Raw genomic sequence first — 22,212 nt, 5'->3', positions numbered from 1 at the left:
CGGCCAGAAAGATCAGAAATCCTCCAACCGCCACACTTCATAAGCCGGCGTCTCATAGGGATGGCTGAGTTTCAGCGCGGCCACCACGGCCACGATCAACTCATCCGCCACCACCAGCTCAACCTTCCATTCCTCAACCTGCTCGACCTGCCCCGCTTCCCCGATAAACGGCTGACTGCCGTCCAAAGGCCGAAACTGGCCGAACCCAAGCACCTGCCACGCGCAATGATCATAAGCCCCGATCCGCCCGCCACCGGCAGCGAATACAGCGCTCTTGACCAACTCGACATGACTGGCCGGAACAAAAAAGCTGAGCTTGTACACAGCCCTTAGTTCACCCAGACGCGCGCATTACGGAACATACGCATCCAAGGAGCGTCTTCGTTCCAGTCTTCCGAACGCCACGAGTTCTGCACAGCGCGGAACACGCGTTCCGGGTGCGGCATCATGATCGTTACGCGACCGTCGCGGCTGGTCAAACCGGTGATCCCGCGCGGCGAGCCGTTCGGGTTGGCCGGGTAGTTTTCGGTGACCTTGCCGTGGTTGTCGACGAAACGCATCGCCACGCAACCCGACAGATCGGCTTCCAGCAACGCTTCTTCGCTGGCGAACTCGGCATGACCTTCACCGTGAGCGATGGCGATCGGCATGCGCGAACCGGCCATGCCTTGCAGGAAGATCGAGTTCGACTCCTGGACCTGAACCATCGCCACGCGCGCTTCGAACTGCTCGGAGCGGTTACGCACGAAGTGCGGCCAGAACTCGCTGCCCGGGATCAGCTCGTGCAGGTTGGACATCATCTGGCAACCGTTGCACACGCCGAGGGTGAAGCTGTCGTTGCGTTCGAAGAAGCCCTGGAACGCATCGCGAGCACGGCTGTTGAACAGCGCGGACTTGGCCCAGCCTTCACCGGCACCCAATACGTCGCCGTAGGAGAAACCGCCGCAAGCCACCAGACCCTTGAACTCGTTCAGGTCGACACGGCCGGCCAGAATGTCGCTCATGTGCACGTCGATCGCGTTGAAACCGGCGCGGTCGAACGCGGCCGCCATTTCCACCTGACCGTTGACGCCCTGCTCACGCAGCACGGCAACCTGTGGGCGGATGCCTTTCTTGATGTAAGGCGCGGCGACGTCCTGGTTGACGTCGTAGCTCAGCTTGACGCTCAGGCCCGGGTTGTCTTCTTCCAGCAGCACGTCGAACTCTTGCTCGGCGCAGTCGGCGTTATCACGCAGACGCTGGATCTGGTAGCTGGTTTCAGCCCACTGACGTTGCAGCAGACGACGCTGACCTTCGAACACGGTTTCGCCGTTGAAGGTGATGTTGATCTGGCCGTTGTTCATCGGCTGACCAATCACCGACACGCACTCGCCCAGACCGGCAGCGCTGAACTGCGCGAGGATGTCCGGCGTGGCGTCCTGGCGAACCTGGATCACGGCGCCCAGTTCTTCGTTGAACAGGATCGCGGCGATGTCGGCGGAGGTTTCAGCCAGACCGTCGAGGTTCAGGCTCAGGCCACAGTGACCGGCGAACGCCATTTCCACGGTGCTGGTCAGCAGACCACCGTCGGAACGGTCGTGGTAGGCCAGCAGGTGACCGTCGGCATTGAGGCCTTGGATCACGGCGAAGAAAGCTTTCAGGTCTTCGGCATCATCGACGTCCGGCGCTTGCGAACCGAGCTTGCCGTGAACCTGGGCCAGGATCGAGGCGCCCATGCGGTTCTGGCCACGGCCCAGGTCGATCAGGATCAGGTCGGTAGTGCCCTTGTCCATGCGCAGTTCCGGGGTCAGGGTCTGACGGATGTCAGCCACTGGCGCGAAACCGGTTACGATCAGGGACATCGGCGAGGTCACGGTCTTGTCGACGCCTTCGTCGTTCCAGCGCGTGGCCATGGACATGGAGTCCTTGCCCACCGGAATGGTAATGCCCAGGTCCGGGCACAACTCCATGCCAACCGCTTTCACGGTGTCGTACAGACGCGCGTCTTCACCCGGGTGACCGGCAGCGGACATCCAGTTCGCCGACAGTTTGATGTCGGAGATCTTGTTGATGCGCGAAGCGGCAATGTTGGTCAGGGTTTCGCCGATGGCCATGCGGCCCGACGCCGGAGCGTCCAGCAGTGCCAGCGGAGTACGCTCGCCCATGGCCATGGCTTCACCGGTGTAGACGTCGAAGCTGGTGGCGGTGACGGCAACGTCAGCCACCGGAACCTGCCACGGGCCGACCATTTGGTCACGGGCCACGAGGCCGGTGATGGTGCGGTCGCCGATGGTGATCAGGAAGCTTTTGCTCGCCACGGCCGGGTGATGCAGCACGCGCTCGACGCAGTCGGCAATGTCGAGGGTCGACGGATCAAAATCGTCGCCCAGTTCGTTTTCACGAACGGCCGAACGGTGCATGCGCGGGGCTTTGCCCAGCAGCACTTCGAGCGGCATGTCCACCGGGCTGTTGCCGAAGTGACTGTCGGTGACCGTCAGTTGCGGCTCAGCAGTGGCTTCGCCAACCACGGCGAACGGGCAACGCTCACGTTCGCAGATCGCCTGGAAGCGTTCGAAGTCGGCCGGGCCGACCGCCAGAACGTAGCGCTCCTGGGATTCGTTACTCCAGATTTCGTGCGGGGCCATGCCCGGCTCGTCGTTTGGAATGTTGCGCAGTTCGAAGCGGCCACCACGGTCGCCATCGTTGACCAGTTCCGGGAAGGCGTTGGACAGACCACCCGCGCCGACGTCGTGGATGAAGCTGATCGGGTTTTTGTCGCCCAGTTGCCAGCAACGGTCGATGACTTCCTGGCAGCGACGTTCCATCTCAGGGTTTTCGCGCTGTACGGAAGCGAAGTCCAGGTCTGCCGAGCTGGTGCCGGTGGCCATGGAGGAAGCGGCGCCGCCGCCCAGGCCGATGAGCATTGCCGGGCCGCCGAGGACGATCAGCTTGGAGCCAACGGTGATCTCGCCTTTCTGTACGTGTTCGGCACGGATGTTACCCATACCGCCGGCCAGCATGATCGGCTTGTGGTAACCGCGAACTTCGTCGCCACGCGGGGTGGTGATCGACTGTTCGAAGGTACGGAAGTAACCGGTCAGGGCTGGACGGCCGAATTCGTTGTTGAACGCGGCGCCACCCAGTGGGCCTTCGATCATGATGTCCAGCGCAGTAACGATGCGCTCAGGCTTGCCATACGGCACTTCCCACGGCTGTTCGAAGCCCGGGATCTGCAAGTTGGAGACGGTGAAACCGGTCAGGCCGGCCTTTGGCTTGGCGCCACGACCGGTAGCACCTTCGTCGCGAATCTCGCCGCCACTGCCGGTGGACGCGCCCGGAAACGGGGCAATCGCGGTCGGGTGGTTGTGGGTTTCGACTTTCATCAAGATGTGCACCGGTTCCTGCACCGCACCGTACTGGCGGGTTTCAGGGTCCGGGAAGAAACGGCCGGCGACGTTACCGACGATCACCGAAGCGTTGTCCTTATAAGCCGACAGAACGCCTTCGCTGTGCATCACGTAGGTATTCTTGATCATGCCGAACAGGCTTTTTTCCTGGCTCTGACCGTCGATGTCCCAACTGGCGTTGAAGATCTTGTGACGGCAGTGCTCGGAGTTCGCCTGGGCGAACATCATCAGTTCGATGTCGTGAGGATTGCGCTTCAAGCCGACGAAGGCGTTGACCAGGTAGTCGATCTCGTCTTCGGCCAGGGCCAGGCCCAGCTCGGTGTTGGCTTTTTCCAGCGCGGCGCGGCCGCCACCCAGCACGTCAATCGCGGTCAGCGGTTTCGGCTCGGCGTGGCTGAACAGGCCGGCGGCTTGTTCGAGGTTGCCCAACACGATTTGAGTCATGCGGTCGTGCAGACCGTCCGCAATCAGTTGCGCGTCGGCGTCACTGAACTGACCGGCCACGTAAAACGCGATGCCGCGTTCCAGGCGCTGGATCTTGCTCAGGCCGCAGTTGCGAGCGATGTCGCTGGCCTTGCTGGACCATGGCGAGATGGTGCCGAAACGTGGCAACACCAGGAACAGACGACCGGTCGGCTCTTGTACCGGAACACTTGGGCCGTACTTCAGAAGGCGCGCGAGCACCTGCTGTTCGTCGCCGGTCAGGACGCCGGTGACTTCGGCGAAGTGAGCGAATTCAGCATACAAGCCGCTGACAGCCGGGACCTTCTGGCTCAGTTGCTCAAGGAGTTTGCTGTGGCGAAAGGCAGAAAGGGCAGGAGCGCCGCGCAGGATCAACATCTTCGGGACAGCCTCGGGAAGGGGTGTGCTTTGAGGCCGTGCATTCTAGCCTAAACCGCCCGCGACATCACCCGAAACGGTGCGCGCGGGTGCACCCGAACGTCGGGCCGGGCATTTGGACCTTAAACAGCGGTTCGCCGAGGGTTATTTTTTATGTCACAAATTACCGTTCGGGCCCATTCCTGCGGGCTCCAAGCGGGTTTTACGCTGCCTAGCAGACAAGCCCTTCGCTGTCGAGATATGGCGCTCGTGGTCCTTTGCGTATACTGCGCAGATGTTTTCCCCAACGGCTTTGCGTCCGCGGTTCGCCAAATGGCTGATCGCAACCGGACTCTTCCTGATGCTCAGTGGCTGTGTTGATAAACCCAACACGCTGGAGCGCGTAAAGGAGGATGGTGTGCTGCGGGTGGTTACCCGAAACAGCCCCGCCACCTACTTTCAGGATCGCAACGGTGAAACCGGCTTCGAATACGAGCTGGTGAAGCGCTTCGCCGACGATCTGGGGGTGGAACTCAAGATCGAGACCGCCGACAACCTCGACGACCTGTTCAATCAGGTGGGCAAGCCTAACGGCCCGGTGCTGGCTGCTGCCGGTCTGGTCAGCAGCGAGAAACGCAAACAACAGGTGCGGTTTTCCCACTCCTATCTCGAAGTCACCCCGCAGGTCATCTACCGCAACGGCCAATCGCGGCCAACCGATGCTGGCGACCTGGTCGGCAAGAAGATCATGGTGCTCAAGGGCAGCACCCACGCCGAGCAATTGGCGGAGCTGAAAAAGAAATACCCCGGCATTGAATACGAAGAGTCCGACGCCGTTGAAGTCGTCGACTTGCTGCGGATGGTCGATGAAGATCAGATCGACCTGACCCTGGTCGATTCAAACGAAGTCGCGATGAACCAGGTCTACTTCCCCAACGTGCGAGTAGCCTTCGACCTCGGTGACTCCAGCAACCAGAGCTGGGCGGTGGCCGCTGGCGACGACAACAGCTTGCTCAACGAGATCAATGCCTACCTCGACAAGGTGAAGAAAAACGGCACCTTGCAACGCCTGAAGGACCGCTATTACGGGCACGTCGACGTACTGGGTTACGTGGGCGCCACCACCTTCGCACAACACTTGCAGCAACGCCTGCCCAAGTACGAGCAACACTTCAAGGCCTACGCCAAGAAAGAGAAAGTCGACTGGCGCCTGTTGGCGGCCGTCGGTTATCAGGAGTCGTTATGGCAAGCCGCGGTCACGTCCAAGACCGGCGTTCGCGGGCTGATGATGCTGACCCAGAACACCGCGCAGGCCATGGGCGTATCCAATCGCCTCGACCCCAAGCAAAGCATCATGGGCGGCGCCAAATACCTGGCCTACATGAAGGATCAGCTGGACGAATCGATCCAGGAGCCGGATCGCACCTGGTTTGCACTGGCGGCCTATAACGTCGGCAGCGGCCATCTGGATGACGCGCGCAAACTGGCGGCGAAAGAAGGCCTGAACCCGGACAAGTGGCTGGACGTGAAGAAGATCCTGCCGCGCCTGTCAGAGAAGAAGTGGTACAGCAAGACGCGTTATGGCTACGCCCGGGGCGGCGAGCCGGTGCACTTCGTGGCGAACATCCGTCGTTACTACGACATCCTGACGTGGGTCACGCAGCCACAGCTTGAAGGCAATCAGGTGGCTGAAGGCAACCTGCATGTGCCGGGGGTCGACAAGACCAAGCCGAATCAGGAAACCCCGCAGCTTTAAATCTGGGTTGCTTTTGAGGACGCCTTCGCGGGCAAGCCTCGCTCCTACAGGGCCGGTGTCGTATGCAAAGTTGCGGCACAACACGGACCTGTAGGAGCGAGGCTTGCCCGCGAAGGCAGCACCTCGGTCTCAGCCCTTCAAGGCCGCAGCCAAGATCAATGCTTTCATCTCGGACACCGCCGACTTGAACCCGACAAACAACGCATGCGCCACCAGCGCATGGCCGATGTTCAGTTCGTTGATGCCCTTGATCGCGGCCACCGCTTCAACGTTGTGATAATGCAGGCCGTGGCCGGCATTGACGATCAGCCCCTGAGCCAGGCCAAACGCTACGCCATCCGCCACACGCTTCAGCTCTTGCGCCACGTCGGTCGGTGTCTCGGCATCGGCATAACGACCGGTGTGCAACTCGATAGCCGGCGCCCCCACACGACGGGACGCTTCGATCTGCCGCTCGTCTGCATCGATGAACAGCGACACCTCACAGCCAATCTTCGACAGGCGATCCACCGCCGCCTTGATCCGCGCCTCTTGCCCTGCCACGTCCAGGCCGCCTTCGGTGGTCAGTTCCTGACGGGTTTCCGGGACCAGGCAAATGTGCGCCGGGCGGATGCGCTCGGCGAACACCATCATTTCTTCGGTGACGCCCATTTCGAAATTCATGCGGGTTTGCAGTACATCCTTGAGCAACAGCACGTCGCGCTCCTGGATGTGTCGACGGTCTTCGCGCAGGTGCACGGTGATGCCGTCAGCCCCCGCCTCTTCCGCGTCCAGCGCTGCCTTGACCGGATCCGGGTAACGAGTGCCCCGGGCCTGACGCAGAGTGGCAACGTGGTCGATGTTCACGCCAAGAAGAATGCGATTGCTGGTGGTCACGGAAGCGCTCCTGAATTTAAAGATTCGGCGCACAGCATACGGGGAGACTACGGCTTGCGAAACAGCTCGCGACTGACCAGCGGACGACCGCCCAAGTGAACAGCCAATGCCTGACGCATCAGACGCTTGGCGGCGGACAGCGCACCGGGTGCGGTCCAGTCAGCCTCAGCCATGGCCAACAGCTCGGTGCCGTTGAACAGACCGGGTTGCAGCAGATAGACCTGCTCCAGGCCAGCATCCACTTGCAAACGATACAGACCGTCCGGAGCAATGGGCTCGCCGTGGATGTCGGTGGTCAGGGCAAAACCGTAACCGAGATCGTCGAGCAGGCGCCACTCGAAGGATCGCAGCAACGGCTCCAGCGGTCGGCCTTCGGCCAGCGCCAGCAACGTCGCAGCGTAGTGATCAAACACGCCTGGGTGCGGGTCTTCGGCGGGCAGCAAGCGGATCAGCAGTTCGTTGAGGTAGAGGCCGCTGAACAGCGCCTCGCCGTTGAGCCAGGTTGAAACACCGGCGGCTTCCATTCGCCCAACGTTCTTCAGCTCACCCCGCCCGCGAAACTCCACTTCCAGCGACACGAAGGGCCGCGCCAATGTCCCGGCCTTGCCCCGCGCGCTGCGCAACACCGCCCGTAGCCGACCTTGCGGCGTGAGGAAGTCCACCAACGCACTGCTTTCGCGGTAGGCGCGGGAGTGGAGGACGTAGGCGGGTTGGCCAATGGGCTGGGACATGGAGTTCTCAATGATGAAACGCGATCTTATAAACAACCAGAAACCAATGTGGGAGCGAGCCTGCTCGCGATTGCGGTCTGCCAGTCAACAGTGATGTTGAATTTCAGGTCCTCATCGCGAGCAGGCTCGCTCCCACAGGGGTTCTTCGGTGTATCTGGATCCGGTGTTACAGGTCGCCGTAGCCCAGCGAACGCAATGCGCGCTCGTCGTCGGACCAGCCGCCTTTCACTTTCACCCACAGGTTAAGCATGATCTTGGAGTCGAACAGCAATTCCATATCCTTGCGCGCCTCGGTGCCGATGCGCTTGATGCGCTCGCCCTTGTCGCCAATGATGATTTTCTTCTGGCCGTCACGCTCGACAAGGATCAAGGCATGGATGTGCAGGGTTTTGCCCTGCTGCTTGAACTCTTCGATTTCGACGGTGATCTGGTACGGCAGCTCGGCGCCCATCTGGCGCATGATTTTCTCGCGCACCAGTTCTGCGGCGAGGAAACGGCTGCTGCGGTCGGTGATCTGGTCTTCCGGGAAGAAGTGATCGTTTTCCGGCAGGTAACCGGCAATCACCCGCTCCAGCGCTTCAAGGTTGTGCCCGTGCTGGGCCGAGATCGGCATGATCTGCGCGTTCGGCAGCTGCTCCTGCAACCAGCTCAGGTGCGGCATCAGTTCGGCTTTGTCTTCGATGCGATCGGTCTTGTTCAGCGCCACGATCAGCGGGCCGGTCACGTACTGGACGCGCTCGAGGACCATCTGGTCTTCGTCGGTCCACTTGGTGCGATCCACCACGAAGATCACCACGTCGACGTCTTTCAACGCCGCCGAGGCGGTCTTGTTCATGTAGCGGTTCAGGGCCTTTTCGCCGCCCTTGTGCATGCCCGGGGTGTCGACGTAGACAGCCTGGATGGCGCCTTCGGTCTTGATGCCCAGCATGTTATGGCGGGTGGTTTGCGGCTTGCGCGAGGTGATCGCCAGTTTCTGACCCAGGATGTGGTTCAGCAGCGTGGACTTGCCCACGTTGGGACGGCCGACGATGGCAACATAGCCACAGCGAGTTGCAGTTGAATCAGTCATTGCCATTCTCCACACCCAGGGCAATCAGTGCTGCGGCGGCCGCTACCTGTTCGGCAATACGACGACTCACACCCTGACCTCGGCTTTTTTCATTCAGTAAGGTGATTTCACATTCGACGAAGAACGTCCGGCAATGCGGCTCACCCTGGATATCCACCACTTCGTAACGCGGCAGCTCGCACCCACGCGATTGCAGGAATTCCTGCAGGCGGGTTTTTGGATCTTTGTTGGTGTCGACCAGCGTCAGGCCTTCGAACTCACCGGCCAGCCAGGCCAGCACGCGTTCGCGCGCCATGTCCATGCCAGCGTCCAGGTAGATCGCACCGATCAACGCTTCGAGGGCATCGGCCAGAATCGACTCGCGACGGAACCCGCCGCTTTTCAACTCACCGGAGCCCAGGCGCAGGTATTCGCCCAGATCGAAACCGCGGGCCAGTACGGCCAGCGTCTCACCTTTCACCAGACGTGCGCGCAAACGCGACAACTGGCCTTCACGGGCCAGCGGGAAGCGATCGAACAGCGCCTCGCCAGCGACGAAGTTGAGGATGGCATCACCGAGGAATTCCAGGCGTTCGTTGTTGCGCCCGGCAAAACTGCGGTGAGTCAGGGCCAGGACCATCAGCTCCTGATCCTTGAAGGTGTAGCCGAGCTGACGCTCTAGACGGCTTAAGGAGACGCTCACGGTTTACCCACGCTGAGTTCGTGGCTGGATTCCACCGCCATGGCCGTGATACGACGCAGGCTTGGGACAATTAACGCTGTGTTCAAAAATTACGTCCTGAATATCGTTGTTTTCATGCCTCTGGCGCCGATTGTGCCGACTCCAGAAATGCATTCGGCGCTGTGTTCAACAGCGCCGTGTGTGATTACTTGATCAGGCCAACCCGCGAGAAATTCGGCAGGTGACTGAGTTTGGGTTCCGGCCAGCTCATCCAGACTGCGAAGGCCTTGCCGACGATATTCTTGTCGGGAACCATGCCCAGCAGATCCTTGGGAATGCTCGGATCGTCCCAGTAGCGACTGTCGTTGGAGTTGTCGCGGTTGTCGCCCATCATGAAGTAGTGCCCGGCCGGCACGGTCCATGAACGGTCCGGCGATGCGCGATAGCGGCTCATCTCCTTGCGAATCAGGTGCTCGGCGACACCGAGTTTTTCCTTGTAGAGCTCGGCACTGCCCAACGTGCCCGGCTCGGAGCCGACCAGTTGTTCGGCAATCGATTCACCGTTGACGAACAGACGCTTGTCGGCGGTGTAGCGAATCTGGTCGCCCGGCAGGCCCACCACACGCTTGATGTAGTTGACGTTCGGATCGCTCGGGTAGCGGAACACCATCACATCGCCGCGCTGCGGATCACCGACTTCGATGACTTTCTTGTCGATCACCGGCAAGCGGATCCCGTAAGAAAACTTGTTCACCAGAATGAAGTCGCCTACGTCCAGGGTCGGTTTCATCGAGCCGGAAGGAATCTGGAACGGCTCCACCAGGAACGAACGCAGCACCAGCACGATGAACAACACCGGGAAGAACGACTTGCCGTATTCGACCAGCAGCGGCTCTTTGTTCAGTTTCTCGACGACCACCATGTCAGCCTGGCTGACACTCCCCTGATAGGAGTTGATGGCAGCCCGGCGCCGAGGCGCCAGGAACAGCAGATCGAGCAACGCCAACAGGCCGCAGACGAACACGGCGATGACCAGCAACAGCGGGAAATTTAGTGACATAGGACCTAACTATCCAACCTGAGCACCGCAAGGAAGGCTTCTTGTGGAATTTCCACGTTGCCGACTTGCTTCATGCGTTTCTTACCGGCCTTTTGCTTTTCAAGCAGTTTTTTCTTACGGCTAACGTCACCGCCGTAGCATTTGGCCAATACGTTCTTTCTGAGTGCCTTGACGGAGGTCCGCGCAATGATCTGCCCGCCAATGGCGGCCTGGATCGCGACGTCGAACATCTGGCGCGGAATCAGTTCTTTCATTTTCTCGGTCAACTGGCGACCTTTGTAGTGCGCGTTATCCTTGTGCACGATCAGCGCCAGGGCGTCGACCTTGTCACCGTTGATCAGCACATCCAGTTTCACCAGATTAGCCGACTGGTAACGATCGAAATGATAATCCAGCGAAGCATAGCCGCGACTGGTGGACTTCAGACGGTCGAAGAAGTCGAGGACCACTTCGTTCATCGGCAAATCGTAGGTCACCTGGACCTGCGTACCGAGGAACAGCATGTCGTGCTGCACGCCACGCTTTTCGATGCACAGGGTAATGACGTTGCCCAGGTGCTCTTGCGGCACAAGAATATTGGCCCGCACGATCGGTTCACGCATGTCTTCGATCGAGGACAGGTCTGGAAGCTTCGACGGGTTATCGACGTAAATCGTTTCACCGGTTTTCAGCAACAGCTCGAAAATTACGGTCGGCGCCGTGGTGATCAGGTCCAGGTCGTACTCGCGCTCCAGGCGCTCCTGGATGATTTCCATGTGCAGCATGCCGAGGAACCCGCAACGGAAGCCAAAGCCCAGGGCGTCGGAGCTTTCCGGGGTGTACTGCAGGGACGAATCGTTGAGCGTGAGCTTTTGCAGGGCTTCACGGAAATCTTCGAAGTCGTCGGAGCTGACCGGGAACAGGCCGGCATAGACCTGCGGCTGGATACGTTTGAAGCCTGGCAGCACGTCAACGTCCGGCGTGGAGCTCAGGGTCAGGGTGTCACCGACTGGTGCACCGTGAATGTCCTTGATGCCGGCAATGATGAAGCCCACTTCGCCGGCTTTCAGGTCAACGGTGGCGGTGTGTTTCGGGTTGAAGACACCGACGCTGTCCACCAGGTGGATCTTGCCGGTGGACTTGACCAGGATCTTGTCGCCCTTCTTCACGCGACCGTGACGCACGCGGACCAGGGAAACGACGCCCAGGTAGTTGTCGAACCAGGAGTCGATGATCAACGCTTGCAGCGGATCTTCGTAGTTGCCGGTCGGCGCAGGAATGGTGTGAACCAGGCGTTCGAGCACTTCGTCGACGCCCAGGCCGGTCTTGGCACTGCACTCGACCGCATCGGTGGCATCGATGCCGATGATTTTTTCGATTTCTTCTTTGACGCGGTCCGGATCAGCCTGCGGCAGGTCGATCTTGTTCAGGACCGGCATGACTTCCAGGCCCTGCTCGATCGCCGTGTAGCAGTTGGCTACAGACTGCGCTTCAACGCCCTGACCGGCATCGACCACCAGCAACGCGCCTTCACAGGCCGCCAGCGACCGGCTGACTTCGTAGGTGAAGTCAACGTGGCCCGGGGTGTCAATGAAGTTCAGTTGGTACTTGATGCCATCGCGAGCGGTGTAATACAGGGTGACGCTGTGGGCCTTGATGGTGATCCCGCGTTCACGTTCCAGGTCCATGGAGTCCAGCACCTGGGCTTCCATTTCGCGCTCGGCAAGGCCGCCGCACATCTGGATGAAACGATCGGCCAGCGTCGACTTGCCATGGTCAATGTGGGCGATGATGGAGAAATTGCGGATATGACTCAAATCACTCACGGATCAACACTCAAAAAGGCTGCAGGCATAGCCCGCCGAAAAATAGCCGGGAATTGTACCTGATCCACGGCGCAAGCGTCACGTTCGCAGGTCAGACGGCACCTACAAAAACGCCCCGGTCTTGCGACAGGGGCGTTTTTTATCACCAGCGAGGTCGGGGAAACGCCCTGATCAGCCGGCTCGGCGCAACAGCCAGACACCGGCCAGGGCACAGACACCCGCCGGAACCAGCACCGCAAACAGCGGCGAAAAACCGAACACCAGGCTCGAAGGCCCCAGCAAATCCTGGACGATGCGGAAGGTGAAGCCGACCAGCACGCCAGTGAAGACCCGCTGACCAAGGGTCACCGAGCGCAATGGCCCGAAGATGAAGGAAATCGCCATCAGTACCAGCGCGGCGGTCACCAGCGGCTGTAACACCTTGACCCAAAATGCCAGCCAGTAACGGCCGTTGCTCAGGCCCTGGTCAGCCAGGTAGTGGATGTAACCCCACAGACCGCTGATCGACAGCGTGTCAGGCGACATCACCACCGTGCTCAGCAGTTGCGGACTCAAGGCAACATCCCAACGCTCTTCCGGTGCCGTGACCACTTCGGTGCTCTTTTCATGGAACAGCGTGGTGGTGACGTCGCTCAACTGCCAGTGATCCTGATCGAACTTCGCCCGCTTGGCGAAGCTGGACGACAGCATATGACGCTCATTGTCGAAACGATAACGGGTGACGCCGTACAGCAGACCGTTCGGCTGCACAGAGTTGACGTGAATGAACTCGTCACCCTGGCGATGCCACAAGCCATGCTTGGCGCTCTGTGCATCGCCGCCACCCTGAGCCAGGGAACGGTTGGCCTGAGCGGTGACTTCGGTGGCCGGCGCGACGTACTCGCCGATCAGCACCCCCGCCACCATCAGCACCAGCATCGGCTTCATGACGGCCCAGACGATCCGGCCGACCGACACACCGGCGGCGCGCATGATCGTCAGTTCGCTGTGGCTGGCCAGGCTACCAAGGCCGATCAGGCAACCGATCAGTGCCGCCATCGGCAACATGTCGTACAAACGACGGGGCGCGGTCAGCAAGACGTAGCTCAAGACGTCCACCAAGGTGTAGGTGTCGCTGACCTCACTCATCTCATCGATGAAGGCAAACAGGGTCGCCAGGCCAAGGATAATCCCCAGCACCGCCAGGATGGCTACGAATACGCTGCTACCAATGTAGCGATCGAGCTTAACCACGAGCCACCTCCAGCGCACTGCGGCGACTCGCCATCTTCAAGCGCAACGGCTCCCAGTAGAGCAAGCCCAGGCCAATGGCCAGGAAGATGCCGTGAACCCACCACAACCCCAGCGCCGGCGGGATCTTGCCTTTTTCGAGGGCGCCGCGCGCGGCAATCAGGATGCTCAGGTAAGCCATATAAAGAAGAATCGCCGGCAGCAGCTTGAGGAAACGGCCTTGACGTGGATTGACCCGCGATAGCGGCACCGCCATCAAGGTCACGATGAACACCAGCAACGGCAGGGACAGACGCCATTGCAGCTCAGTGCGCGAACGAATGTCATCGCTGCCGATCAAGGAACGGGTGGTCATTGCATCGCGGTCGGTGACTTCGTCGCTGACGTCCGGCTTGGGCAGCAATACGCCGTATTCCTCGTACTTGATCGCCCGGTAGTCGGCCTGCCCCGGGTTACCGTCGTAGCGATAGCCGTTGTCGAGAATCAGGTAGCGATTGCCGTCAGGGCGGATTTCCTGACGACCCTTCTCGGCCACCAGCACGGAGATCCCGCGATCCTTCTTATCGGACGAGACGTTCTTTTGCGAAATAAACACGCCACCGAGGTTGATGCGATCATCCGACAGCGTTTCGGTGTAGGTCACCCGAGTCCCGTCACGTAGCGCCTGGAAGCGACCCGGCTCAAGGGTATCGAACTCGGTCAGCGCATCCTGCTTGTTCAGCAGCAACTGGAACTGATTGGCACCTTGTGGCGCCAGGCTCAGACTCAGCCAGGCCACGACCAGCGCAACCAGCGTGGCCGGAAACAGCGTCATGGCAAACAGACGTTGCTGGCTCATGCCGGTGGCCGACAACACGGTCATTTCGCTTTCAAGGTACAGGCGACCGTAGGCCAGCAGGATCCCGAGAAACAGGCCCAACGGCAGGATCAGTTGCAGGAAACCTGGCAGACGAAAGCCCATGATCAGGAACAGGGAGCCCGGATCCAGCAGGCCCGAGGCCGCCTGGGCAAGGTATTTGATGAAGCGCCCACTCATGATGATGACCAGCAGCACGGCGCTGACGGCGCTCAAGGTCAACAGGACTTCGCGGGACAGATAACGGAAGACAATCAAACCAGACACTCCAGGGTTGTCAGGCTAAGGCGGCCAAACAAGCAAACGTATCAGACAGCCCGCAGGGCAGAGCCGCCGAAAAAGTTGGCGCATTATCCTGTGATTGGGTGCGCCTGTCACTGCGCATGCTCAAGCAGGCGGGTAATGCGTTGAAGATCGTACAACCGAGGGTTGTCAGGCGCAGGGAGCGAGGTTCAAACTGCGGCCTTTGTCGCGGGCCGTGACCTGCGTCTTTCTATCTATAAGCAAGCGTCTGTGCGCCGCCGTTTTGCCCGCGCACGTTGACCATTCATTCAGGGACCCGGACATGGAACTGGTTGTAAAGAGCGTTAGCCCAGAAACGTTGAAGACCGCCACTCTGGTGGTCGCCGTCGGCGAAGGCCGCAAGCTCGGCGCCGCTGCCAGACAACTCGACGAACTGAGCGGCGGCGCCCTCAGCGCTGTACTCAAGCGCGGCGACCTGGCCGGCAAAGTCGGCCAGAGCCTGCTGCTGCACAGCCTGCCGAACCTCAAGGCCGAACGCGTTCTGCTGGTCGGCGTGGGCAAGGACGAAGAGCTGGGCGACCGCCCGTTCCGTAAAATCATCGCCGGCGTCCTCAATACCCTTAAAGGCCTGGGCGGCACCGACGCCGTTCTGGCGCTGGACGAAATCGTGGTCAAGGGCCGCGACAGCTACGGCAAGACCCGCCTGCTGGCCGAAACCCTGGTGGATGGCGAATACACCTTCGACCAGTTCAAGAGCCAGAAAGCCGAACCTCGCTCCCTGAAGAAAATCACCCTGGTGACCATCAAGGCGGCACAGGCCGAAGTCGAGCGCGCTGTGGCCCACGCCACTGCGATTGCCAACGGCATGGCGTTCACCCGCAACCTGGGCAACCTGCCGCCGAACATCTGCCACCCGACCTTCCTTGGCGAACAAGCCAAGAACCTGGGCAAGGAATTCAAGAGCCTGAAAGTCGAAGTCCTCGATGAGAAGAAGATCAAGGACCTGGGCATGGGCTCGTTCTACGCCGTGGGCCAGGGCAGCGCCCAGCCACCGCGCCTGATCGTCATGCAATACAACGGCGGCAAGAAATCCGAAAAACCTTACGCACTGGTCGGTAAAGGCATCACCTTTGACACCGGCGGCATCAGCCTCAAGCCTGGCTTGGGCATGGATGAAATGAAGTACGACATGGGCGGCGCAGCCAGCGTGTTCGGCACCCTGCGTGCCGTGCTCGAGCTGAAACTGCCGATCAACCTGGTGTGCATCCTGGCGTGCGCCGAGAACATGCCGAGCGGCAATGCCTCGCGCCCGGGCGACATCGTCACCACCATGAGCGGTCAGACCGTGGAAATCCTCAACACCGACGCCGAAGGCCGTCTGGTGCTGTGCGATGCCCTGACCTACTCCGAGCGCTTCAAGCCGCAAGCCGTGATCGACATCGCGACCCTGACCGGCGCTTGCGTCGTTGCACTGGGCGCGCACACCTCCGGCCTGCTGGGCAACAACGACGAACTGATCGCTCAACTGCTGAGCGCTGGCAAGTCCGCCGACGACCGCGCCTGGCAACTGCCGCTGTTCGATGAGTACCAAGAGCAGCTGGACAGCCCGTTCGCCGACATCGCCAACATTGGCGGCCCGAAAGCCGGCACCATCACCGCCGCCTGCTTCCTGTCGCGCTTCACCAAGAACCTGAACTGGGCGCACCTGGACATCGCCGGCACCGCATGGACCAGCGGCGGCAAGGACAAGGGCGCCACTGGCCGTCCGGTTCCGTTGCTGACCCAATACCTGCTGGACCGCGCCAAAGCCTGAAACCGATGACCTCGGGCTGCGTTGCTTTCGAGTGACGCAGCCCCGGGCTCAGGAACCGCAATGACCAAAGTCGACTTCTATGTCCTGCCCAGCGCCGATCCGTCGGCACGGCTGGATTTCGCCTGCAAGCTCACCGAAAAAGCCTGGCGCATGGGCCACCGCATTTACCTGCATTGCAGCGATGCCGCCCAACGCGAGGATCTCGACGCGCGTTTGTGGGCCTTCAAGGGCGAAAGCTTCGTGCCTCACGGTCCTGCCGAAAGCGAGCCGGATAGCTTGATTGTCCTGGGTCTTGGCGATGACTGCGGTCAACATCAGGATCTGCTGGTCAACCTTGCCCTGAAAGTCCCGGCCTTTGCCAGCAAGTTCGCCCGTGTAGCGGAAGTGGTCGTGGAGGATCCGACGATTCGTGCGGCCGCGCGGGAGAGTTTCCGTTTCTATCGCGAACAGGGCTATCCTCTGCAAGATCACCGTTTACAGCGACTCTGAGCATTCCGATGGACACTCCAAAACCGCAACAAAAGTCCGCGCACCTGCTGGATGACCTTGAGTCGATCCGCCAACTGCTCGGCGATGACAACCTGCAACCGCCGCTGCTGACCGACACGGTCATCGAAGGTGACCAGGAACAGATTCCCATGCTGTTCGACTCCGTCAGCGCTGCGCCGCAGACCGTCGAACCGACACCGCCCGCCCCTGCCGCGCAACCGGCACCCGCGGCCAGCAAAGGCCCCGACGCCTTGCTGCACCTGGACAGCGAACTGCGTGCGGCAGCACTGTTGATCATGCAAGACGTGATCGACGACTTCGCACCGCATATCGAAACCGAGATCAAGCGCCGGCTGGATGCGCGGATGGAACGGTTGCTCAGCCAGTACGAATAACACTGAGTCGAGCGGGCGTCTGTGGCGAGGGAGCTTGCTCCCGCTCGGTTGCAAAGCAACCGCAAAACCTGAACACACGGTGTACCTGACACAACTCACTTGTTGTTGTCGGGGCCGCTTCGCGCCCCAGCGGGAGCAAGCTCCCTCGCCACAGGATCATTCCACATTTGATCTGCGCCCGGTCTGCCCCTGCTCGCCCTCTGCCCCATGCCCCGCTATACTTGCCGGCTTTTCCTGAATAAATGCCAATAGGGTCCCGCCGCGCATGGATAAGACCTACCAGCCGCACGCCATTGAAACTTCCTGGTACAACACTTGGGAGTCAGAGAGTTACTTCGCCCCGCAAGGCGCGGGCGAGTCCTACACCATCATGATCCCGCCGCCGAACGTCACCGGCAGCCTGCACATGGGTCACGGCTTCAACAACGCGATCATGGACGCCCTGATCCGTTTCCGCCGCATGCAGGGTCGCAACACCCTGTGGCAGCCGGGTACTGACCACGCCGGTATCGCCACGCAGATGCTGGTGGAACGCCAACTCGAAGCCCAGGGCCAGAATCGTCACGATCTGGGCCGGGAAAAATTCCTCGAGAAAGTCTGGGAGTGGAAGGATCAGTCCGGCGGCAACATCAGCCGTCAGATCCGCCGCCTCGGCTCGTCCGTCGACTGGAGCCGCGAGCGCTTCACCATGGACGACGGCCTCTCGGAAGCCGTTAAAGAAGCGTTCGTGCGTTTGCACGAAGACGGCCTGATCTATCGCGGCAAGCGCCTGGTCAACTGGGACACCAAGTTGCACACGGCGATTTCCGACCTCGAAGTGGAAAACCACGACGAGAAAGGTTTCCTGTGGAACCTGAAATACCCGCTGGCCGATGGCGCCAAGACGGCCGAAGGCAAGGACTACCTGATCGTCGCGACCACTCGCCCGGAAACCATGCTCGGCGACGCCGCCGTCGCGGTTAACCCGAACGACGAACGCTACCAGGCCCTGATCGGTAAATTTGTCGAGTTGCCGCTGGTCGGCCGCTGCATCCCGATCATCGCCGACGATTACTGCGATCCTGAATTCGGCACCGGTTGCGTGAAAATCACCCCGGCCCACGATTTCAACGACTACGAAGTCGGCAAGCGCCACAACCTGCCGCTGCTGAACATCTTCGACAAGAACGCCGCTGTACTGCCGGCCTGTCAGGTGTTCAACCTCGACGGCACGCTCAACGAAAGCATCGACGGTACGCTTCCGGCCGAATACGCCGGTCTGGACCGTTTCGAAGCGCGCAAGCAGATTGTGGCCGCCTTCGATGCCGCTGGTTTGCTGGTCAGCGTCGACGATCATGCCCTGAAAGTACCGAAAGGCGACCGCTCCGGCACCATCATCGAGCCGTGGCTGACCGACCAGTGGTACGTCTCTACCAAGCCATTGGCCGAGCCGGCCATCGCTGCGGTTGAAGACGGCCGCATTCAGTTCGTGCCGAAACAATACGAAAACATGTATTTCTCGTGGATGCGCGACATCCAGGATTGGTGCATCAGCCGTCAGCTGTGGTGGGGCCACCGGATTCCGGCCTGGTACGACGAGTCGGGCAAGGTCTATGTCGGTCGCGACGAAGCCGAAGTGCGTGCCAAGAACAACCTCGGCCCGGACGTTGCGCTGCAACAGGACAACGACGTTCTGGATACCTGGTTCAGTTCGGGCCTGTGGACTTTCTCCACGCTCGGCTGGCCTGAGCAGACCGAGTTCCTGAAGAAATTCCATTCCACCGATGTGCTGGTGACTGGCTTCGACATCATTTTCTTCTGGGTCGCCCGGATGATCATGCTCACCATGCACCTGGTGAAGAACGAAGACGGTACGCCGCAGGTTCCGTTCAAGACCGTTTATGTTCACGGTCTGGTCCGCGATGGCCAGGGCCAGAAGATGTCCAAGTCCAAGGGCAACGTCCTGGACCCGCTGGACATCATCGACGGTATCGAGCTCGAAGAGCTGGTGCAGAAACGCACCTCCGGCATGATGCAGCCGAAACTGGCGAAGAAGATCGAGAAGCAGACCCGCGAAGAGTTCGCCGACGGCATCGCCAGCTACGGCACCGACGCCCTGCGCTTCACCTTCTGCTCGCTGGCGTCCACCGGTCGCGACATCAAGTTCGACATGGGCCGCGTAGAAGGCTATCGCAACTTCTGCAACAAAATCTGGAACGCCGCGCGTTATGTTCTGGACAAGGGCGAAGACTGCGGCCAGAACGGCGAGGCTTACGAACTCTCCCTGGCGGATCGCTGGATTATCTCGCAGCTGCAACGCACCGAAGCCGAAGTAACCCGTCAGCTCGACCAGTTCCGCTTCGACCTGGCCGCACAAGCCTTGTACGAGTTCATCTGGAACCAGTATTGCGACTGGTACCTGGAACTGTCCAAGCCTGTGCTGTGGGACGAAAATGCCCCGGTCGAACGTCAGCGCGGCACCCGCCGCACCCTGGTTCGAGTGCTGGAAGTTGCCCTGCGCCTGGCGCACCCGTTCATGCCGTTCATCACCGAAGAAATCTGGCAGCGCGTCGCGCCGCTGGCCGGTATCGAAGGCAAGACGATCATGCTGCAACCTTGGCCCGTGGCCAATGAAGCGCGCATCGATCAGGGTGCCGAAGATGACATCGAGTGGCTGAAGACGCTGATGCTCGGCACGCGCAACATTCGCGCCGAGATGAACATCGGCCCGGGCAAGCCGCTGAACCTGTTCCTGAAGAACGTTAGCGCCGAAGACCAGCGTCGTCTCACCGAGAACGAAGCCCTGCTGAAGAAGCTGGCTCGCCTCGAATCGATCACGGTGTTGGCTGCCGGCGAAGAAGCACCGCTGTCCGCCACCGCACTGGTGGGCGAGATGGAAGTGCTGGTGCCGATGGCCGGCCTGATCGACAAGGACGCCGAACTGGCACGCCTGGACAAGGAAATCCTGCGTCTGCAGGGCGAAGTTCAGCGGGTGGGCGGCAAGCTGTCCAATGCCGGTTTCGTCGACAAGGCTCCGGCCGAAGTCATCGAGAAAGAACGCGCCAAACTGGCTGAGGCTGAACAGGCTTTGGGCAAGTTGGCCGAGCAGCATGCGCGGATTGCCAGCCTGTAACGGTCAATCGCGATGAAAAAGGGAGGCCAAGCGGCCTCCCTTTTTTATGCCCGCCACATTCCCCCCATACACCGCAAACCGCTTCCTGTAGGAGCGAGGCTTGCCCGCGAAGGGGCCGTCATGTCTGGCATTGAGGTGGCAGACAGATCGCTTTCGCGGGCAAGCCTCGCTCCTACAGGATCCCCACGCGGCTATCGACTGTGGGACAATACCCGCCACTTTTAGCCATACCCGAATCGACCACGCCCATGAACGCCCCCCGCACTCCAAGACCTGCGCGCAAGAAGCCCGACACCGCGACACCGGCCAAAGCCGTTGAGCCGCGCGAAAAGGCCAGCCTGCACCCGCGCAACCGCCATCAGGGTCGCTACGACTTCCCGGCGCTGATCAAAACCACGCCGGAACTGGCGAAGTTCGTGATCATCAACCCCTATGGCAAGGAAAGCATCGACTTCGCCAGCCCGGATGCGGTGCGGGTGTTCAACCGGGCGCTGCTCAAGTCGTTCTACGGTATCGCCCATTGGGATATCCCGGCCGATTACCTCTGCCCACCAGTTCCGGGCCGTGCCGATTACGTGCACTTCCTGGCCGACCTGCTGGCCAGCGTCAACGACGGCGAAATCCCTCGTGGCGCACCGGTCAAAGTGCTCGATATCGGCATGGGCGCCAACTGCGTCTATCCGTTGATCGGCTACAGCGACTACCGCTGGCACTTCCTCGGTTCGGAAATCGACCCGACTGCGGTGGCTGCGGCCAAAGCCATCGTGCAATCCAACGGACTGAACAAAGCCATCCAGTTGCGTCAGCAAAGCAATCCCAAGCACATTCTGCTGGGCTTGCTGGAACCCGGCGAACGCTTTGACCTGACCATGTGCAACCCGCCGTTCCATGCTTCGATGGACGAAGCGACCAAAGGCAGCGAGCGTAAATGGCGCGCTTTGGGCCGCGCCGATCCTAAACGCAAACTGCCGGTGCTGAACTTTGGCGGTCAATCGGCAGAATTGTGGTGTGAGGGTGGCGAAGCACGGTTTGTGACACAACTGATCGCCGAGAGTGCGCACTTCCAGCACAAGGTCTTGTGGTTCAGCACGTTGGTGTCAAAGGCTTCTAACCTGCCTTCGATCCAGACGGCGCTGAAAAAGGCCGGTGTTCTGGAAAGCCAGGTCGTGGAAATGTCCCAGGGGCAGAAGCAAAGCCGCTTCGTCGCCTGGACCTTCCAGACCAAGTCCGAGCAGCAGGTCTGGCGCGAACGTTGGGCTCGCAAGAGCTGAGTCTGAGTTACACAAGTAAAAATGTGGGAGCGAGCCTGCTCGCGAAAGCGGTTTCACATTCAACAGCGATGCTGAATGTTATGACCCCTTCGCGAGCAGGCTCGCTCCCACAATTGTTTTAGCGGTGTGTCCGGAAGCGCCGCCAAATCACAGACACAAAAAAGCCGTGCCCGGATTGCTCCGGAGCACGGCTTTTTTTACTGCGTCTTACTTGTTAACAGCGTCGGTCAGGCCTTTGGCCACAACCAGCTTGATAACTTTCTTGGCAGCGATTTCGATGGCTGCGCCAGTCGAAGGGTTACGGCCGGTACGGGCTGGACGCTCAGTCACTTTCAGTTTGCCGATACCTGGCAGAGTGATTTCGCCGCCGTTTTCCAGCTGATCGGCAACGATTTGGCCCAGTTGGTCCAGAGCGTTACGCGCGGTGGTTTTTGGCGCGTCGATAGCTTCAGCGATGTCGGCGATCAGTTGGTCTTTAGTAAGAGCCATGTAGTGTTCCTTCCCTATCAAATTCATATGGATTGCAGAGTGCAGTGTCAGCCATCGAGCCCGATCTTCTGGATCTGGCACCCTCGGCCAATAACCACTGGATCGGGGTTATAGATACCGAAATCAGGGTTTGGTTCGACCTGACAAATGC

Annotated in this window: 17 protein-coding genes; 6 read left to right on the top strand and 11 right to left on the bottom strand. The window is 60.4% G+C overall.

Annotation, left to right across the window (positions count from 1 at the left end; genetic code table 11):
- Positions 1-12 precede the first annotated feature (12 nt).
- Positions 13-324, bottom strand: coding sequence for a Nif3-like dinuclear metal center hexameric protein (locus FHL16_RS11605; protein WP_010463043.1), 312 nt, complete (start codon positions 322-324; stop codon positions 13-15).
- 5 nt (positions 325-329) lie between these two features.
- Positions 330-4,226 carry a phosphoribosylformylglycinamidine synthase gene (gene purL / locus FHL16_RS11600; RefSeq protein ID WP_077748283.1) on the bottom strand — a complete coding sequence of 1,299 codons (3,897 nt, stop codon included), beginning with the start codon at positions 4,224-4,226 and terminating at the stop codon, positions 330-332.
- Between the two features lie 274 nt (positions 4,227-4,500).
- On the opposite strand from purL, the gene mltF reads away from it, so the two are divergent.
- A complete protein-coding gene (gene mltF, locus FHL16_RS11595; RefSeq protein WP_010463047.1) occupies positions 4,501-5,961 on the top strand; it encodes a membrane-bound lytic murein transglycosylase MltF in 1,461 nt (486 codons plus the stop codon).
- A 129-nt stretch (positions 5,962-6,090) separates the two neighbouring features.
- Here the strand turns inward: mltF and pdxJ are convergent, their stop codons facing one another.
- The 8 genes from pdxJ to lptF form a co-directional block, all read right to left on the bottom strand.
- A complete protein-coding gene (gene pdxJ, locus FHL16_RS11590) occupies positions 6,091-6,837 on the bottom strand; it encodes a pyridoxine 5'-phosphate synthase (RefSeq protein WP_077748282.1) in 747 nt (248 codons plus the stop codon).
- Between the two features lie 47 nt (positions 6,838-6,884).
- Positions 6,885-7,568: a DNA repair protein RecO gene (gene recO, locus FHL16_RS11585; protein WP_077748281.1), complete on the bottom strand. Its 684-nt coding sequence runs from the start codon at positions 7,566-7,568 to the stop codon at positions 6,885-6,887.
- Positions 7,569-7,734: 166 nt separating this feature from the next.
- Positions 7,735-8,637, bottom strand: coding sequence for a GTPase Era (gene era / locus FHL16_RS11575; protein ID WP_010463054.1), 903 nt, complete (start codon positions 8,635-8,637; stop codon positions 7,735-7,737).
- A complete protein-coding gene (rnc, locus tag FHL16_RS11570) occupies positions 8,630-9,319 on the bottom strand; it encodes a ribonuclease III (protein WP_010463056.1) in 690 nt (229 codons plus the stop codon). Before rnc ends, era begins: the two co-directional genes overlap by 8 nt.
- Positions 9,320-9,503: 184 nt before the next feature.
- Positions 9,504-10,358, bottom strand: a complete 855-nt coding sequence (gene lepB / locus FHL16_RS11565; protein ID WP_010463058.1) for a signal peptidase I — start codon at positions 10,356-10,358, stop codon at positions 9,504-9,506.
- Positions 10,359-10,363: 5 nt separating this feature from the next.
- On the bottom strand, positions 10,364-12,163 hold the full coding sequence (lepA, locus tag FHL16_RS11560; RefSeq protein ID WP_042932348.1) for a translation elongation factor 4: 1,800 nt from the start codon (positions 12,161-12,163) through the stop codon (positions 10,364-10,366).
- Between the two features lie 171 nt (positions 12,164-12,334).
- Positions 12,335-13,396: an LPS export ABC transporter permease LptG gene (gene lptG, locus FHL16_RS11555; RefSeq protein WP_077748280.1), complete on the bottom strand. Its 1,062-nt coding sequence runs from the start codon at positions 13,394-13,396 to the stop codon at positions 12,335-12,337.
- Entirely contained in the window at positions 13,389-14,507 is a 1,119-nt protein-coding gene (gene lptF / locus FHL16_RS11550; RefSeq protein ID WP_077748279.1) for an LPS export ABC transporter permease LptF, read from the bottom strand. Before lptF ends, lptG begins: the two co-directional genes overlap by 8 nt.
- Before the next feature lie 307 nt (positions 14,508-14,814).
- Between lptF and FHL16_RS11545 the strand changes: the two genes are divergently transcribed.
- The 5 genes from FHL16_RS11545 to rlmF all read left to right on the top strand — a co-directional run bounded on the left by FHL16_RS11545 (position 14,815) and on the right by rlmF (position 21,572).
- A complete protein-coding gene (locus tag FHL16_RS11545; RefSeq protein WP_077748278.1) occupies positions 14,815-16,305 on the top strand; it encodes a leucyl aminopeptidase in 1,491 nt (496 codons plus the stop codon).
- A gap of 60 nt (positions 16,306-16,365) precedes the next feature.
- Positions 16,366-16,794 carry a DNA polymerase III subunit chi gene (locus FHL16_RS11540; RefSeq protein WP_010463068.1) on the top strand — a complete coding sequence of 143 codons (429 nt, stop codon included), beginning with the start codon at positions 16,366-16,368 and terminating at the stop codon, positions 16,792-16,794.
- An 8-nt stretch (positions 16,795-16,802) separates the two neighbouring features.
- Positions 16,803-17,189 (top strand): hypothetical protein, encoded by a 387-nt coding sequence (locus tag FHL16_RS11535; protein ID WP_010463070.1) that lies wholly within the window; start codon positions 16,803-16,805, stop codon positions 17,187-17,189.
- 265 nt (positions 17,190-17,454) lie between these two features.
- The gene (locus FHL16_RS11530; protein WP_077748277.1) at positions 17,455-20,301 is read left to right on the top strand and encodes a valine--tRNA ligase; all 2,847 of its coding nucleotides are present in this window, start codon (positions 17,455-17,457) and stop codon (positions 20,299-20,301) included.
- Between the two features lie 248 nt (positions 20,302-20,549).
- Positions 20,550-21,572, top strand: a complete 1,023-nt coding sequence (gene rlmF, locus FHL16_RS11520; RefSeq protein ID WP_010463074.1) for a 23S rRNA (adenine(1618)-N(6))-methyltransferase RlmF — start codon at positions 20,550-20,552, stop codon at positions 21,570-21,572.
- Positions 21,573-21,779: 207 nt separating this feature from the next.
- On the opposite strand, the gene FHL16_RS11515 is transcribed toward rlmF, so the two are convergent.
- The gene (locus FHL16_RS11515; RefSeq protein ID WP_007905514.1) at positions 21,780-22,061 is read right to left on the bottom strand and encodes an HU family DNA-binding protein; all 282 of its coding nucleotides are present in this window, start codon (positions 22,059-22,061) and stop codon (positions 21,780-21,782) included.
- Between the last annotated feature and the right edge of the window lie 151 nt (positions 22,062-22,212).

Source organism: Pseudomonas sp. FSL W5-0299 (assembly GCF_005930655.1).
Classification (GTDB): Bacteria; Pseudomonadota; Gammaproteobacteria; order Pseudomonadales; family Pseudomonadaceae; genus Aquipseudomonas; species Aquipseudomonas mandelii.
The sequence above is the reverse complement of the archived record's forward strand: the minus strand, read 5'-3'. Positions and strand labels throughout refer to the sequence as shown.

Coding starts and splice junctions, on each gene's coding strand:
- purL (WP_077748283.1), bottom strand. CDS start 4,226: ATGTTGATCCTGCGCGGCGCTCCTGCCCTTTCTGCCTTTCGCCACAGC.
- mltF (WP_010463047.1), top strand. CDS start 4,501: ATGTTTTCCCCAACGGCTTTGCGTCCGCGGTTCGCCAAATGGCTGATC.
- recO (WP_077748281.1), bottom strand. CDS start 7,568: ATGTCCCAGCCCATTGGCCAACCCGCCTACGTCCTCCACTCCCGCGCC.
- era (WP_010463054.1), bottom strand. CDS start 8,637: ATGACTGATTCAACTGCAACTCGCTGTGGCTATGTTGCCATCGTCGGC.
- lepB (WP_010463058.1), bottom strand. CDS start 10,358: ATGTCACTAAATTTCCCGCTGTTGCTGGTCATCGCCGTGTTCGTCTGC.
- FHL16_RS11545 (WP_077748278.1), top strand. CDS start 14,815: ATGGAACTGGTTGTAAAGAGCGTTAGCCCAGAAACGTTGAAGACCGCC.
- FHL16_RS11540 (WP_010463068.1), top strand. CDS start 16,366: ATGACCAAAGTCGACTTCTATGTCCTGCCCAGCGCCGATCCGTCGGCA.
- FHL16_RS11535 (WP_010463070.1), top strand. CDS start 16,803: ATGGACACTCCAAAACCGCAACAAAAGTCCGCGCACCTGCTGGATGAC.
- FHL16_RS11530 (WP_077748277.1), top strand. CDS start 17,455: ATGGATAAGACCTACCAGCCGCACGCCATTGAAACTTCCTGGTACAAC.
- rlmF (WP_010463074.1), top strand. CDS start 20,550: ATGAACGCCCCCCGCACTCCAAGACCTGCGCGCAAGAAGCCCGACACC.
- FHL16_RS11515 (WP_007905514.1), bottom strand. CDS start 22,061: ATGGCTCTTACTAAAGACCAACTGATCGCCGACATCGCTGAAGCTATC.